The organism is Streptomyces sp. NPDC050743 (assembly GCF_044456925.1).
In the GTDB taxonomy this organism is placed as follows: Bacteria; Actinomycetota; Actinomycetes; order Streptomycetales; family Streptomycetaceae; genus Streptomyces.
Map to the genome: position 1 here is coordinate 71,022 of NZ_JBITGJ010000029.1, position 15,674 is coordinate 86,695.

13 protein-coding genes are annotated in these 15,674 nt (G+C 71.6%); 5 read left to right on the forward strand and 8 right to left on the reverse strand.

Going from position 1 to position 15,674, the window contains the following annotated elements:
• Nucleotides 1-84: 84 nt before the first annotated feature.
• The 3 genes from ACIBJF_RS26055 to ACIBJF_RS26065 all read left to right on the forward strand — a co-directional run bounded on the left by ACIBJF_RS26055 (nucleotide 85) and on the right by ACIBJF_RS26065 (nucleotide 1,997).
• The gene (locus ACIBJF_RS26055) at nucleotides 85-555 is read left to right on the forward strand and encodes a DUF2690 domain-containing protein (RefSeq protein WP_399177126.1); all 471 of its coding nucleotides are present in this window, start codon (nucleotides 85-87) and stop codon (nucleotides 553-555) included.
• A gap of 46 nt (nucleotides 556-601) precedes the next feature.
• Nucleotides 602-1,039 carry a hypothetical protein gene (locus ACIBJF_RS26060; RefSeq protein ID WP_356311621.1) on the forward strand — a complete coding sequence of 146 codons (438 nt, stop codon included), beginning with the start codon at nucleotides 602-604 and terminating at the stop codon, nucleotides 1,037-1,039.
• Nucleotides 1,040-1,100: 61 nt separating this feature from the next.
• Entirely contained in the window at nucleotides 1,101-1,997 is an 897-nt protein-coding gene (locus tag ACIBJF_RS26065; RefSeq protein ID WP_399177128.1) for a hypothetical protein, read from the forward strand.
• A 75-nt stretch (nucleotides 1,998-2,072) separates the two neighbouring features.
• Here ACIBJF_RS26065 and ACIBJF_RS26070 read toward each other — a convergent pair whose 3' ends face one another.
• From ACIBJF_RS26070 to ACIBJF_RS26085, 4 genes are all read right to left on the reverse strand, one after another.
• Nucleotides 2,073-3,671: an LCP family protein gene (locus ACIBJF_RS26070; RefSeq protein WP_399177175.1), complete on the reverse strand. Its 1,599-nt coding sequence runs from the start codon at nucleotides 3,669-3,671 to the stop codon at nucleotides 2,073-2,075.
• Nucleotides 3,672-3,801: 130 nt separating this feature from the next.
• Entirely contained in the window at nucleotides 3,802-5,562 is a 1,761-nt protein-coding gene (locus ACIBJF_RS26075) for an LCP family protein (RefSeq protein WP_399177130.1), read from the reverse strand.
• Nucleotides 5,563-5,792: 230 nt separating this feature from the next.
• Nucleotides 5,793-6,974 (reverse strand): LCP family protein, encoded by a 1,182-nt coding sequence (locus ACIBJF_RS26080; protein ID WP_399177132.1) that lies wholly within the window; start codon nucleotides 6,972-6,974, stop codon nucleotides 5,793-5,795.
• 122 nt (nucleotides 6,975-7,096) lie between these two features.
• Entirely contained in the window at nucleotides 7,097-7,852 is a 756-nt protein-coding gene (locus tag ACIBJF_RS26085; protein ID WP_399177134.1) for a TIGR03089 family protein, read from the reverse strand.
• Nucleotides 7,853-7,993: 141 nt separating this feature from the next.
• On the opposite strand from ACIBJF_RS26085, the gene ACIBJF_RS26090 reads away from it, so the two are divergent.
• Entirely contained in the window at nucleotides 7,994-9,376 is a 1,383-nt protein-coding gene (locus tag ACIBJF_RS26090; protein ID WP_399177136.1) for a peptidoglycan recognition protein, read from the forward strand.
• A gap of 184 nt (nucleotides 9,377-9,560) precedes the next feature.
• Nucleotides 9,561-10,643: a sugar phosphate nucleotidyltransferase gene (locus ACIBJF_RS26095; protein ID WP_399177138.1), complete on the forward strand. Its 1,083-nt coding sequence runs from the start codon at nucleotides 9,561-9,563 to the stop codon at nucleotides 10,641-10,643.
• A gap of 533 nt (nucleotides 10,644-11,176) precedes the next feature.
• On the opposite strand, the gene ACIBJF_RS26100 is transcribed toward ACIBJF_RS26095, so the two are convergent.
• The 4 genes from ACIBJF_RS26100 to ACIBJF_RS26115 form a co-directional block, all read right to left on the reverse strand.
• The gene (locus ACIBJF_RS26100) at nucleotides 11,177-12,196 is read right to left on the reverse strand and encodes a DNA-3-methyladenine glycosylase family protein (protein WP_399177140.1); all 1,020 of its coding nucleotides are present in this window, start codon (nucleotides 12,194-12,196) and stop codon (nucleotides 11,177-11,179) included.
• A gap of 86 nt (nucleotides 12,197-12,282) precedes the next feature.
• A complete protein-coding gene (locus ACIBJF_RS26105; RefSeq protein ID WP_399177142.1) occupies nucleotides 12,283-13,590 on the reverse strand; it encodes a coenzyme F420-0:L-glutamate ligase in 1,308 nt (435 codons plus the stop codon).
• Nucleotides 13,587-14,546, reverse strand: coding sequence for a 2-phospho-L-lactate transferase (cofD, locus tag ACIBJF_RS26110; protein ID WP_399177144.1), 960 nt, complete (start codon nucleotides 14,544-14,546; stop codon nucleotides 13,587-13,589). The genes ACIBJF_RS26105 and cofD overlap by 4 nt, the downstream gene beginning before the upstream one ends.
• 34 nt (nucleotides 14,547-14,580) lie before the next feature.
• The gene (locus ACIBJF_RS26115) at nucleotides 14,581-15,075 is read right to left on the reverse strand and encodes a cysteine dioxygenase (RefSeq protein ID WP_399177146.1); all 495 of its coding nucleotides are present in this window, start codon (nucleotides 15,073-15,075) and stop codon (nucleotides 14,581-14,583) included.
• Between the last annotated feature and the right edge of the window lie 599 nt (nucleotides 15,076-15,674).

Below are 15,674 nucleotides of genomic sequence, written 5' to 3' on the forward strand. Positions count from 1 at the left end.
ATCCCACCCACGGGACGGCCCGTCCGCGACCGGACGGGCCCGTCCCTCCATCTGTCATGCCCATGCTCATAGGGGGACTCTGAAATGCGTTTCAACCTGCGGAACTTCGCGCGCGCCGGCGTGGTCACGGGCGCTCTCGGCCTCGCGATGATCGCCGCCACCGGCGGCGCCCAGGCGTACACCTACGACGGCTCCGACCCGTCCGCCACGGGCTGCGCGAGCGGCGCCACCACCGTGGAGTCGGCGGTCGTGAAGAACTCGCACTCCACCTTCGGCACCATCGAGCTGCGCTACAGCACCGCCTGTCACACCGCCTGGGCGAGACTGACCCTCGACTACACCCAGTCGGCGTGCGGCAACGCGGCCGCCGGCTACGACTGCGCCCACGCGTTCGTCACCCGCAACAACGACGGCCGCACCTACAGCTGCACCATCGGCCAGGGCCAGAAGCAGTGCTACACGCCGATGGTCTACGACAAGGGCCTGACCTCCTTCGCCGAGGGCACCGTCGACACGGCGGCCGGCATGGCCGACACCCGCACCGCGGCCTACTGATCCGCCGCCTCCCGCACACCCTTCGCTTCCGAACAAGGAGAACGTCATGAACGTCCGCAGGAACATCGCCGCCGCGGCCGTGGCCCTTCCCGTCGTGGTGGGCTCGCTCTTCGCCGCCACCGCGCCGGCGTCGGCGTACGCCTCCGACAACTGCCTGGACAGCTCGCTGTGCGTCGTCTTCGACTTCAACAGCAACCTGGAGGGCGCGTCGGCCCACTTCGAGCGCGACAACGTCTCGAACCTGGCCGGCTACACCTTCGACGAGTACTCCGGGGACGCCGGTTACGGCCAGCCGGTGAAGAACAACGCCGCGTCGCTGGACAACGTGTCGCCCAACTCGTACGTGACCATCTACTTCAACAGCGGCTACGGCGGCTCCTGCGACTCGGTCCCGCCCTCCAAGCTGGTCTTCCGCCTCCACAACACCTACAACAACGACGCCTCCTTCAAGTTCACCCACGACAGCCGCTGCTACCAGTTCTGACGACACCGCGCGTGCGGCCCGGTGACCGACACCGGGCCGCACGTCACCGTGGAGGCTCCCGGTGCTCACCTCTCTTCCGGCGTCGTTGCGCGGCGCCGCCGTCGCGGTCCTCGCCACGGCGGCGCTGACGGCCTGCGCCGGCCCGTCCTCACCGCCCGCCGGGCGGACCGGCCCGCCGCGGGCCCCGGCCCCTGCCGTGCCCGTGCTCTCCGGCGACTACAGCGGGAAACTGCCCATCGCCGCCTACAGCCTGACGTCCGTCCAGAGCGAGCTCATCCAGTCGGCGGAGCAGAAACTGGAGCAGACCTGCCTGGCGCGTTACGGGATCTCCTACTCCTTCGTCCGGCAGCCGGAGACGCACACCGCGGACCGGCGCTACGGACTGTCGAGCCCCGAGGAGGCGTCGGCGTACGGCTACCACCTCCCGCCGGGCCCCGCCGTCCCGGCGCCGCCGCCACCGCCGGGGATGCTGACGGTGCTCAGGGGAGACCGCGCGACCTACCACGGCAAGGCCGTCCCGAAGGGCGGGTGCCGGGCCGAGGCGGTCCAGCGCGTCGAAGGGAAGTACGCCCGGCCGGACATCTCCGCCGCGGCCGCCGCCATCGCCGACGGCGGTTACGCGCGGTCGATGCGGCAGCCGGCCGTCGTGGCCGTCTTCCGCCGCTGGTCGAGCTGTATGGCGGCGAGCGGCGGCTATCACTACGCCTCGCCCATGGACCCCCTCGACGTGCCCGCGTTCGCCAAGGGCCGCCCGGGAGCACGGGAGATACCCACTGCGGTGGCGGACGTGGCGTGCAAACGGAAGACCCGGCTGCTGCCGGTCTGGTTCGGCGCCGAAGCGCGGATCCAGGCGGCGCTGATCGGCGAGCGGGCCGGGGCGCTGGCGCAGCTCCGGCGGATCCACCGCGCCCAGGTGGCCGCGGCGAAGGCCGTCCTGAAGGGCGACGCACGACGCTGACGTGCCAGGAGGGGCCCGCCGCCCGGGCGGCGGGCCCCTCCTCGTGTCCGTGCCGTCACCCGGCCGGCGGTCCGGTCACCACTGGTAGGGCTTGTACACGTCCATGCACGTGCTGGTGTCCGCACCGTTGATGGCGTCGGAGCCGTCGGGCACGTCACCGGCCTTCGGCTTGGACGGCTTGGGATAGCTCGTGCCGGTGCGCCAGTCCGCGCCCACGACCACCGTCACCCCAGAGACGTCGGTCGACTGCTTCACCGCGCTCATCGGGATGCCGAGCGCCTGCGCCACGGCTTGCGCGTCACCCTGCAGGTCCGCGCTCGGGTACTGCACGACCGTGCTCTCCTCGGACAGCGTCCCGGAGGTGTCGGCGGTCGCCCGGGTGTAGCCCTTGTGCACCAGCACCTGGCCGACGTCGTTCGCCCGGCCGCGGACCGCCGCCTCGGTGGAGGTCTGGGTGGCGTTGCGCACCAGCACCCCCAGCCGGCCCGGGTCCGTGGAGGGCGACTTGGTCGCCGGGGTCTTGTTCGCGATCTGCTTCGTGGCCGACGGCTTGCCGTTCTTGTCGAACGGCACGTCGTCGCGCAGCATCTCCCACACCTTGTCGGCGTTGGCCGGGTCCGGCACCACGTGCTCGCCGTTGAGCGAGTCCTTGACGTTGGGCATCGTCATCGACGTGATGCGGTTCGTCGGCACCGACTTCAGCTCCATGGCCAGGTCGTACAGCTTCTTGACCGAGCCGATCTCCTCGGAGACCTGGAGCGACTTGGTGGCGGCCTCGGCCAGGCCCATCAGCCGCCCGCTGTCCGTGAAGACGTTCTGGTGCTTCAGGGTGCGCACCATCGAGTTCAGGTACATGTGCTGGGCGCGGGCCCGCATCAGGTCGCTGCCCCAGGCGTGCCGCGTGCGCAGCCACTGCAGGGCCTGCTCGTGGTAGATCTTCCGCGTCCCGGCCCTCAGCTTCAGCCCGGAGCCGCCGGGCTGGGCCGGCGTCGGGTGGTCCCAGACGTTCTGCTTCACACAGACCTCGACGCCCCCGATGGCGTCGGCCATGTCGACGACACCCGAGAAGTCGATCATCATCCAGTGGTCGATGTAGACCCCGGTGAGGTTCTCCCAGGTGGCCAGCGTGCAGCCGGCCCCGCCCCGGGCCAGGGTGGTGTTGATGATGTCGTCGGTCTGCGGATACTTCTTGCCGGTCTTGGGGTCAGCGCACTCGGGGATGTGCACGCGGGTGTCGCGGGGGATGCTCACCATGGCGGCGCTCTTGCGGTCCGCGGAGAGGTGGATGAGCATCTGCACGTCCGCCAGCGGCGGGGCGCCGACGCTTTCGCGGTGCCCGCCGAGCTTCAGGTCCTCCGGAGTGTTGCGGCTGTCGGAGCCGATCACCAGGATGTTCAACGGCGTCTGCCCGGCCGCGTTCGCCGGTGTCTTGTACGCCTTGGAGTCGTCGGCGCTGCTGCGCTGACCCTTGCGGATGTTCGCGTTCAGGTGCTGGTAGTACAGGAAACCGGCGCCGGCCGTGCCGAGTATCACCACCGCCAGGACGGTCGCCGACCAGCGCAGTGCGCGCCGTCTGCGCCGTGGCCGCCCGGTCGTGGAACCGCCTCTGCGTCGCCCCCCGCCGTGCCGGCCGGACCCCTCCGGTGACTTCCCGTCCCCCGGTCCGAACGACATCGCGTCGTCGACCGCAGGATCCTGCCCCCGCACGTCACTCTGCGCCAATCTTCCTGCCCTCCCCACCCTTGCGCCATACAACGGGCCCGTCCCGCGTCCAGTTAGACGCACGACGGGCCCATTGGGTTACCTACGAGGCGCACTTCACCTTGTCCGCCGTGGACTTGTCGACGGTCGGCGCCTTCGACGGAGCGGTCAGGGAGACCCCGGCGCCCTTGAAGTCCTTGCCCAGGGTCAGCGTCATCGCCGGCAGCCCCTGGGAGTTGGTGACGCTCTTGCCCGGCTTGAGCGCCGAGCCGGACAGGCCCATCAGATGGGCCAGCTCCCTGGCCTGGGCCGCCTGGTCGGGCGCGTACTCCAGCGTGGTCTTGCTCAGCTCCGCCGGGGCGTTGCCCGCGTTCTCCGACTTCAGCACGCCCTGCTCGTTCTGCAGCCAGTCGAGGGTCTGCTGGGCGCTGCCCGCCTGGGCACCGCCGTTGAGGATCCGCACCCGCACGTCGGCGGGCGCGGACCTGGTGCCCTTCAGACGGGCGGCCTGTGCGTCCTTCTCCGCCTTCTGCTTCTTCTTCACCTCGGTGAAGGAGACGTCGCTGTTGATCGCGTCGAACACCTGCGGGGCGAGGGCCGGATCGACGATCACCGTCTTGTGGACCACGCCGTCCGCCGGGTTGTCCTTCACCGGCACCGTGAGGAAGCTGATGTTCTTCGTCGGCACCTTCTTCAGCTCCAGCGCGATGTCCTTGAGCGTGGTCACGGAGCCGATGCCCTTGTCGACGGTCAGCGCCTTCGTGGCGGCCTCCGCCAGACTGACCAGCTTGGTCGGGCTGGTGAGCGTGTCGCTGGAGGACATCTTCCGCATCAGCGAGGCCATGAACTGCTGCTGCACCTTGATGCGGTCCAGGTCGCCCTTGTTGCCCCAGCTGTGCCGGGTCCGCACGAACGCCAGGGCCTGCTCACCCTCGATCTTGTGCTCGCCGGCGGGCAGTTTGAGATGCGACTCCTTGTCGTTGACCGCGTGGGCGAGGCACACGTTCACCCCGTCGACCGCCGTCGTCAGCGTCTTGACGGCGTTGAAGTCCACCATCATGAAGTGGTCCGGCTGGATGCCGGTGACCGCCTTCACCGTGCGCATGGTGCAGCCCGGATCCCGGCCGTCCTGCCCGAGGCTCGTGTTGAAGCGCACGTCGTCCGTGCCGGGGATGACCTTGGTCGAGCCGTCGGCCTGCTTGGTCGGGCAGTCCGGCACGTTCACGATCAGGTCGCGCGGGATGCTGAGCGCGGTCGCGTTGGACCGGTCCTTGGCGACGTGCAGCAGGATGTTGGTGTCGGCGTGCCCGACGCTGCCCTTGTCGCCGTAGCCCTCGTTGCCCTTCCCGGTCCGCTTGTCGGTGCCGATGATCAGGATGTTGAAGGCGTCGTCCTTGCTGAAGCCGTCCTTGGCGGCGCCCTCGACGTCCGTCGTGGTGACGTTGCCCTCGAGGTGCTTGATGTACAGATAGCCGGCGGTGCCGACGGCGAGCAGCACGAATGCCGTGCCGCCGGCCGTCCACGCCAGGGCCCTCTTGACCTTCGACTTCTTCTTCACCGGCCGCCGGGCGGCCCGGCGCCCCGGCGGTGGCTCCGGCTCGCTCCCCCGGCGCCGGCCCGACCGCGGCGGCGGTACGTCGCCCCCGCGCACCTGTCCCGTCTCGCGGGTCCGGCCGGACGCCGGGTCGGTACGGCGGCGCGGCGCACCGGCGCCGGCCCGGGAGGCAGGTCTGCGCGGACCGGGAACCGCCGACTGCGGTGCGGAAGGGCCCAGTCGCAGTTCGTATTCGCCGGTGTTCGGATTGAGCACCCACTGGTCTGCGGGATCGATGTTGTCCGCCCGCCCACGGCCTTGCGCGTCCACGGTTGTCCGAATCCTCCGTCGGGGCCACGCGGCGCCTTCCCCCTCAAAGGCGCTCGGGTCTCGGTGAAAGGTGCACGAACCCAGGACGGATCTCGCGGCCTGGTGCACCGGATCGCTCACACTATCCGCCCAGTTCAGCGTCAAGCGACGCCGCTGACAAATTCCTTGTGCCTACAACTGGGCAATCCGGCTCATTTCCCGGACGGAAGTCCGGTGTCTTGATGTGCGCATTACTCACAGCCGTGTTCGGCGGCGGTGTTCCCGCGGAATGTCGGCGCGGGGGAGGGGCCGGCCTTGCCGCCGGCCTGACCACCCGGCTCCGCGGCTTCCTGCGGCGGCTCCTGGGCCACCGCCACCGGCTGATCGGCCCGCAGCCGTGCGAACAGCTTCTCGGCTTCCGGCTCCACGAGTTGATCACGGTTGGCGTCGTAGACGTACGACTCCCTCGGCACCGTCAGGAACTGCACCCGTTCCGTGGGGATGTCACGCAGCCCGCGCACCAACTGGTACAAGCCGCGCAGACTGGCCAGTTCCGGATCCGTGGTCAGCGAGGAGGTCGCCGCGTCCAGCACCGGATACAGCTTCACCGGGTTCAGCAGAACGTCGTTGCTCTGCATCTTGTCGACCAGCGCGCCGAGGAACCGCTGCTGGCGCTCCATCCGTTCGGTGTCGCTGCCGTTGCCGAGCGACTTGCGGGCCCGCACGAAACCCAGCGCCTGCTCCCCGTTGAGCCTGACCTTGCCCGCGGGCAGCTTCAGCAGGGCCGCCTTGTCGTCGATGGGCGCCTTCAGGCAGACCTGCACCCCGTCGACGGCGTCCACCATCTCCTTGAACCCGCTGAAGTCCACGACCACGTGATGGTCGATCCGAATGTCCGTCAGCTTCTCGACGGTCCGGATCGTGCAGGCCGAACCGCCCAGCTGGAAGGCGTGGTTGAACATCGCGAACACCGGCTGGCTGCGGCTGCCGTCCGGCTGTTCGCAGCCGGGGATGTCCACCATCAGATCCCTCGGCAGGGACACGGCGGTGGCGCTGCGCCGGTCGGCGGCCAGATGCAGCAGGATCGTCGTGTCCGACCGCTCGCTGCCCAGATCCCGCCCGTACACGGAGTTCCCGTCCCCGGCCCGCGTGTCCGACCCGATCAGCAGGATGTTCTGCGCGCCCCGCACCAGCTCGTTGGGCCGCTCCCGCTCGTACCGCTCCAGTTCGCGGGCGGCCGCGTCATCGGCGGTGATGTTGTTGCTGAGCTTGGCGTAGAGGGCCCAGCCGGTCCCGGCGCCCGCCACGACGAGCACGGCCACACCGAGCGCCGTCGCCCGCACCCACCGCCGCCGGCACCGCCGTAGCAGCCCCGCGCCGGTGGCGGAGGCCCCGTGGCCGGGACCGAGGGGCTTGCCAACGGTGTCGGTCACGGGCGGGGCACCCTTTCACGGCGTACGAGCGTCACGTCCTGCTCTTACGACGATGGCGGGGGCGGACACCGACAGCGCCCTCAGGTACTCCGATCGGGGGACGGGCGGATGCCGGACCCCTCTCAGCGGCGCACCGCGGTCACCCGCTCGCTCTCGATCCGCTTCGCGAGGGCCTCCTCGCCCAGCCGGTCCAGATGCCGGCACAGCACCACGGAGCCGCCGACGGCCAACGGCGCGTACAACCCCGCGCCGACCCCTTCCCAGGTGTCGTACGACAGCCCGGACAGCAGCCTCGATCCAGGCCCCGTCAGATCGAAGGAAGGCGCGTCCGTGAGCGCCCGGTCGACGACCTCGGCCCCGCTGAACTCGGCCCCCGCGACGATCAGCGCGGGCTCCTCCGCGTCCACCGGGGCGAACGGCACGAACCGGTCCCCCTGCCCCGGCACTTCCACGGCGTAGTCGACGAACCCGGCCGGGGTCTGCGGGAACCGCCCGCCGAGCGGCCGCAGTGCGAGCGCCACGCGCTCCCCGCCGCACGCCCGCGCCGCGTCCAGCGCGTCCGGCCCGCTGACCACGACGTCCGCCGCGGCCGGATCCCCGCCCACGTCCGCCACCGCGCCCACCGCGGAACAGGCCAGCAGCCACACCGCCGTCTGCCAGTGCGCGGGCAGCAGCAGCGCGACCCGGTCACCGGGCCCGGCGGACAGATCGCCCTGAAGGAGGTTCGCGGTCTTGGCCACCCAATTGGCGAAGGTGGCCACGGACAGTTCGACGCGTTCGCCCGTGGCGTCGTCGTAGAAGGTCACCAGCGGGCGGCCGGGGTCCGCGGCGAGCGCGGAAGCCAGCAGGTCGGCAGGGGTGCGATCGGTGGCGTTCACCCGGGAAAGGGTACGCGCGGGCGGACGCGCGCGATGTGCGGTGGGGCCACCGGTTCGGCGGAATGATTCCCCGACGGACCGTCAGTTCACCGCCGCCTCACCGTTGGACAGATTTGTATGCCTATGTCCACGATCATGACCATGCGTGGATTCCTGACTTCGTCCCCCGGCGCCCCGTCGACCGCCGTCGCCTCGATCGGCGTCGCCTGCGCCGCGGCCCTCGCGCTTCCGCTGCTGTCCCTGCCCGCACCCGCACGCCCCTTTGAGGCCCGGGCCCCGGGCGGCACCCGCTCGCTGCCCCTCGCCCCCCTCACCCGCGAGCGGGTCCTCGGCACCGCCCCGGAACAGGGCCTGTACCGGCCGAACGGCGAGCACTTCTCGCTGGTCGGGGTCGTCTGGGACGATCCGGACGTCGAGCTGCACGGCCAGGTCCAGGTGCGCACCCGGTCGGCGACGACGCGGAAGTGGTCCGGCTGGCAGGACGTCGAGACGCACAACGCCGACCACGGCGCCGACCCGGGCACGGCGGAACGGGACGCGCGGCGGGTGCGCGGGGCGACCGCACCGCTGTGGGTGGGCGACTCGGACGGTGTGGACGTACGGGTGCGCGGCGTCGGCGGGGGCGCGCGGGGCGGTCGTTCGGTCGGCGGGGGCGCGCGCGGCGGCCGTACGGTCGAACCCGAGCCGCCGCTGCCCCACGGTCTGCGCCTGGAACTGGTGGACCCCGGTGAGGAAGCGCCGCCCGAGGGCGCGCCGGCCGACGCCCCCCGTACCGGTCTGCACACGGACGCGGCGCGGGCGGCCTCGACCGCCAACATGGACCTCGCCGGCTTCGGCGTCCTTCGGATCCCGGCACTGGGCAGGCGGGCCACCGAGCGGGAACTCGCCCGCCTGGCAGGCCCGGTGGGGGCCAAGCCGTACATCGGGCCGCGCCCGCGGATCGTCACCCGGCGCGGCTGGGGCGCGGACGAGTCACTGCGCGAACGCGGGTTCGTCTACACGAAGAAGGTCAAGGCGGCCTTCGTGCACCACACGGCCTCGGGCAACAAGTACACCTGCGCCCAGGCCCCCTCCGTCATCCGCAGTATCTACCGCTACCACGTCACGAGCATGGGCTGGCGGGACCTCGGCTACAACTTCCTCGTCGACAAGTGCGGAACCATCTACGAGGGCCGGGCCGGCGGCGTGGCGAAGGCGGTCCTCGGCGCGCACACCCGCGGCTTCAACAGCGACAGCATGGGCATCGCCGTGATCGGCTCCTACGGTGCCACCAAGCCGCCCGGCGCCGCGGTGACGGCCGTCGCCCGGCTCACCGCGTGGAAACTCGGCCTGTACGGGGCCGATCCGCGTGGCAAGACATATCTCACCTCGGGGGGTGGCAATCTCTACCCCAAAGGTAAGAACGTACGACTGAACGTGATCTCCGGCCATCGGGACGGATTCGCCACCGAGTGCCCCGGCAAGCGGCTTTACGCCAAGCTCGGTACGGCCCGTTCCAGCGCGGCGCGCTATCAGGGGCGCTGAGCCGGCCGGGGTCGCGCTCGGCACCGTCTTCGGGGGCCCGCCGCTCTCACACCGTTCTCTCACCGATCTCGTGGGAAAGCGGGTGGTTGTCAAGGGTGCCGCCGCTACGGTCTGCATACACTGACCGGCCGAAACGAGTGAAACGAGTAGTTCGGCCGGTCCCGGCAGGAAGCAGAGACGACAGGTGACAGAAGCGATCCTCCTGGTCGGCGGCAAAGGCACCCGGCTGCGTCCGCTCACGGTGCACACGCCCAAGCCGATGGTCCCGGCCGCCGGGGTGCCGTTCCTCACGCACCAGCTGGCGCGCGCCAAGGCGGCGGGCGTGGACCACATCGTCCTCGCCACGAGCTATCTGGCCGAGGTCTTCGAGCCGTACTTCGGCGACGGCTCCTCCCTCGGTCTGCACATCGAGTACGTGACGGAGGTGGAGCCGCTCGGCACCGGCGGCGCCATCCGCAACGTCGCCTCGCGCCTGCACTCCGGCCCCGAGGACCCGGTGCTGATCTTCAACGGCGACATCCTGACCGGACTGGACATCAGGGCCCTGGTCGACACCCACGAGTCGACCGGCGCGGACGTCTCCCTGCACCTGACGAAGGTGACGGACCCGAGGGCCTACGGCCTGGTCCCCACGGACGAGACCGGGCGCGTCCTCGCCTTCCTGGAGAAGCCGCAGACGCCGGAGGAGATCGTCACCGACCAGATCAACGCGGGGGCGTACGTCTTCCGCCGCTCGGTCATCGACACGATCCCGCTGGGCAGGCCGGTCTCGGTGGAGCGCGAGACGTTCCCGGACCTCCTGGCGGCCGGCGCCCATCTGCAGGGCATGGTCGACTCCACGTACTGGCTGGACCTCGGCACCCCGGCGGCCTTCGTCCGCGGCTCGGCCGACCTGGTCCTGGGCCGCGCCCCGTCCCCGGCGGTCCCCGGCCGCTGCGGCGACCGTCTGATCCTCCCCACGGCGACGGTGGCGCCGGACGCCAAGCTGACCGGCGGCACGGTGGTCGGCGAGGGCGCGTTCGTGGCCGAGGGCGCGCGGGTCTCCGGTTCGACCATCCTCCCCGGCGCCGTCATCGAACCCGGCGCGATCATCACCGACTCCCTCATCGGCACGAGGGCCCGCATCGGCGAACGCACCGTCCTCACCGGCACGGTCATCGGCGACGGCGCGATCATCGGCGCGGACAACGAGCTCCGCGAGGGAGTACGCGTGTGGTGCGACGCCCGCATCCCGGCCGGCGCGGTGCGCTTCTCCTCCGACCAGTAACGCTCACCCGGGCGGCCGACTCCGGGGGCCGTCGCCGGGCCCCGCGCCCCTGGGGAGTTCCAGCGCCGCCGACTTCAAGGCACCGCTGCTGCAGCCGGTCGAGCCACTGGCCCGACGACCACGCGGCAGCGGTGAGATGTACGTAGCGGCGGCCAGCCGCGCAGCTGGTCCGGCGCCCACGCGGCAGTGGCGAGATGTACGGAGCTACGGGCAGTCCTGCCGCTGGTCCGGCGCCCACCCGGCAGCGGCCGTCATGCCGCCGTAGCTGCGGGCAGTCGTGCCGCTGGGGCGGCACGGGTGGGCGCAGCGGCACCCCGCCGGCGCGGGCAAGCCGAAACTCCCTGTTGTCCGGCGGCAGCACCCGGCACCCCGTCGGTGCGGGCAAGGTGGAACTTCCCGTTGTTCGGCGGCAGCACCCGGCACCCCGTCGGCGCGGGCAAGCCGAAACTCCCTGTTGTCCGGCGGCAGCCCCCCGCACTGCGCCTGCGCCGCCGCCGAGCGCCCCCCGCCCAGCCGCGGCAGCACCCCGCACGTCACAGCAACCCGATGTCCACCCGAGGCATCTTCGGCGCCCGCCGCGCAGGCGCGTTCCCGCTCAGCAGGATCAGCCGGGCCGCCCGATGCTGCTGCCCGGCATACGGCTCGAGCAAGCGCAGCATCTCCGCGTCGTCGGCATACCGGTTCCCCGCCAACGCCCACCCCACGATCCCTGGCAGATGCAGGTCCCCGACCGTCACCGCATCCGCCGCCCCATGACTGCGCTGCACCACCTCCGCCGACGTCCACGGCCCGATCCCCGGCACGACCTCCAACCGTGCCTGAGCCTCGACCGCCGGCATCCCCACTGCCTGCTCCAGCCGCGCAGCGACCCGTACGGACCGCAGGATCGTCGACGCCCGCTTGTCGTCGACCCCGGCCCGATGCCACTCCCAGGACGGGATCAGCGCCCAGGTCCGCGGCGCCGGCATCACGAACATCGGCCGTTCCCCGGCCCCCGCCGGCCCCGGCGCGCGCTCCCCGAACTTCCGCACGAGCAACCGCCACGCCCGGTACGCCTCGTCCGTCGTGACCTTCTGCTCCAGCACCGAGGGGATGAGGGACTCCAGCACCAGCCCCGTCCGCGTCAGCCGCAGCCCCGGCCGCCGGTGCCGCGCCAGCGCCACCACCCGGTGCCGGGGCACGAACGCCTCCGGCTCGTCGGCCGCGCCGAGCCACTCGGGCAGCCGGTCCAGCAGCCACTGCGCCCCCCGCCCCCACGCCTCGCCGAGCACCTCACCGCCGTACGCCCGCACCCGCAGCGTGCCCGGCCCGGCGGGCGTACGGCTGGCCCGCCACACGGATCCGTCCGCGGTGGCCCGGAACGTGGGGTCGGCCGGTCCGCGCCGCAACGGTCCGAGCACCAGCCCGAGATCGAGCGGCCCCTTTGGCACCCACCGCCGTACCCGCGCGGGAGCCGCGGCCTGCCGCGGTATCCCGGCGGCACCCGCGGGCACGCCGACATGGCCGCCGCGCACGGTCGTACGCGAGGGGCGCTGAGCGAAACGTCCTGCCACGGATGAAGTCCTGTGAAGTCCTGGGAGCCTGGGCCGTCCTTTGAGACTAGGCGGTCGCACGAAGGCTACGGCCGCGTACGCCGAACTCAGCGCACCTCTATGAACGCCCCCGCGTCCCGCTCCGGCCGCGGTCTCGGCTCCTCCGCCGGATGCCCGACCGCCACCGCGCCCATCGGCTCCCAGCCGGCGGGCAGCGTCAGCGCCTCGCGCACCACGTCACGGCAGAACATCGTGGACGACACCCAGGCCGAGCCCAGCCGCTCCCCGGCCAGCGCGACCAGCAGGTTCTGCACGCCCGCGCCCATCGCGACGACGAACATCTCCCGCTCGGCGCCGTCCCGCCGCGCGTCCCCGTAGTGGTGCGAGCCGTCCATGACGAGGCACGGCACCACCAGGTACGGCGCGTTGCGCAGGACGTCCCCGCGGCGGATCCGCTTGGCGATGGACTCCTCGCTCTTGCCGTCCCGGCGCAGGTCGGCGATCCAGGCGTCCCGCATCGCGTCCAGCAGCCGGGTCCGGGACCGGGCCGACTCCAGCAGGACGAACCGCCAGGGCGTGGTGTGGTGCGGGGCCGGCGCGGTCACCGCCGCTGCCACCGCGCGCCGTACCGCCCCGGGGTCCACGGGTTCGTCGGTGAACGCCCGGACCGTACGCCGCTGGGTCACCGCCTCCCGGACCGCCTCGGACGTGCCGAGCCGGAACATGTCGTCCCGCGCGGTCCGCACCAGCGCCCGCGCGCCCTCGCCGTCCTCGGGGGCCAGCACGTGCGGCAGGCCGCGCAGCACGGCGACGGGCCGTCCGGCCGCCTTGCCCTTGACCAGGTCGCCGGCGGCAGCCAGTTCGTCCGCCGTGGCGACGATCGTCGAGCTCAGCGGATTGCCGTACGCGTCCGTGCCGCCGCGCAGATCGTCCAGCACGCGCACCCCGGCGGCGCCGATCGCCACGTCCGTGAGCCCCGCGCGCCAGGGCCGCCCGAAGGTGTCGGTGATGACGACGCCGACGTCGACGCCGAGGGCGGCGCGCAGGCCGTCGCGGATCGCGCGCGCGGACGCGTCCGGGTCCTCGGGCAGCAACAGCACGGTACCGGCGGGGGTGTTGGAGGCGTCGACCCCGGCGGCGGCCATCACCAGACCCTGCCGGTTCTCCACGATCCTGAGGGCGCCGCGCCGGGCCACGACCCGGACCGTCTCGGCGTCGATGGCCGCCTCCCGGTCGGCCGCCTCCAGGACGCGTCCCTCCGCCTTGGAGACGATCTTGGAGGTGACGAGCAGCACGTCCCCGTCGGCCAGGCCCGGTTCGGCCGCGGCGATCAGCTTGGCGAGGTCGTCGCCCGGCTGCACCTCGGGAATGCCCGACAGGGCCCGGACCGTGTACTCCAGGCGCTCCTCACTCACGCTTGCCGCACCTCCTCGGCCAGCGCCAGCGCCTCCCGCGCCATCTGCGCGGCCGCCTCGACGTCCGTCATCATCAGCGGTACGGCCCGGCAGCGGATGCCGTCGGCCTCGACCCGCTCGACCGCGGCCGCGTCGACGGTGTCGACCAGCCAGCCGTCCAGCAGCCCGGAGCCGTAGTGCTCGGCGACCGCGGCGGCCGTGGACTCCACGCCGACCGCGGCGAGCACCTTGTCGGCCATGCCGCGCACCGGAGCGTCCCCGACGATGGGGGACAGGCCGACCACGGGCACGCCCGCGTCCGCGATGGCCTCCCGGATGCCGGGCACGGCGAGGATGGTGCCGATGGAGACGACCGGGTTGGACGGCGGGAAGAGGATGACGTCCGCCTCGGCGATGGCCTCCAGCACGCCGGGCGCCGGCTTGGCCTGCTCGGCGCCGACCGGGACCACGGCCTCGGCGGGGACGGAGGCCCGCAGCCGTACCCAGTACTCCTGGAAGTGGACCGCCTTGCGCTCGCCGTCCAGCTCCACGGCCACATGGGTCTCCACGCGGTCGTCGGTCATCGGGATCAGCTTCACGCCCGGCTTCCACCGGTCGCACAGCGCCTCGGTGACGGCGCTGAGCGGATAGCCCGCGCCGAGCATCTGCGTGCGCACGATGTGCGTGGCGAAGTCCCGGTCGCCGAGGCCGAACCAGTCCGGCCCGACCCCGTAGGCCGCCAGCTCCTCTTTGAGGTGGAAGGTCTCCTCGGACCGACCCCAGCCCTGCTCCTCGTCGATGCCGCCGCCCAGCGTGTACATCACCGTGTCCAGGTCCGGGCAGACCTTCAGCCCGAAGAGGTGGATGTCGTCGCCGGTGTTGCCGATGACCGTGACGTCCGCGTCCGGCACGGCTCGCTTCAGACCGCGCAGGAACCGGGCACCACCGATGCCGCCTGCCAGAACCACAATGCGCATGGTCCCAAGTGTTGCAGGCGGGTACGGCAACGCGTCAGGCAGTCACCCGACGAGCTTCGCAGTGCGGCGAGGTGTGCATGGGCATCTCGGTCAGGCCCGGGTGGTACACGTGCAGGCTGACCGCCGGCTCCAGGGTGTCGTTGACGACCTCGTGGACGTACCCCGGCGCGAACACCCGCTGGGCTCCCGCCGCCAACGCGCGCGTGGCGCGTCCGGTGCGCTCGGTGAGCGTGCCCTCCAGGACGGTCAGGACGCCGGAGGAGCGGCCGTGGTCGTGCAGTCCGCTGCCCTGTCCCGGCACCCAGGACAGCAGCCACACCTCGTAGCCGGGGCCGGTGCGCAGCCGGTGGTACCAGCGGGTCGTCGCGTCGTACCGCACGAGGTGCTCCCACTTGGAGCGGTCGGCGGCGATCCGGCGGGCGAGGCCCACGAACTCGGCCACGGTGGCAGGGTGCTCGCGCGGCGGCTGGAGCAGGTGCGGGACTTCGAGGATGTCGCCGGCGATCTGGAGGTCGTTGTCGCTGTTCATGGGGTGCTGTGGTTCCTCGGTGGGGGAAGGCCGAAGGTGCCAGGCGGCCAGAGGGAACGGAGAGGGGAAACCGGGTCGCGGGGGGACACGGCCTACAGCTGGAGCAGAGGTGTGCTCAACAGCTGGAACAGCGACAACAGCTACAGCGAGCCCGGGCAGCACCGTGGGACCCGGCGGTGCGGGTCGAGGTGAGTGCCGAGTTCGCGAGCATGCCCGTTAGGACATCGGTTCACACGCGCAGTGTCAACTCGGCGCCCGGTATGTGGGATAGATTTCACCCAATCCGGTGCATCTGGGAGATGAAAGGTTTGTTCGCCTGGATGCTGGGACACTTGGGGCACATCCGGGCGCTCAAACCTTGCGGAACGCGATCGAACGCCAGGGCGTCCTTCTTCGTACACATGTCCGTACGGGGTTCCGGCGCCCCTCCGGGCCTCGTCTGCGTGTCACGGTTAGTGGCGATTTGAACACTTTCCGCACGGCCTTGGTTCCGCAGAGTGAATAACGGGCTCAATAGCAGATCTCGGCTTGACTCGCCCGGAGCAGCACACTTGTAATTTCACTCGTGTCGTTCAGCCGAAATCGGTAACGGCAACGCA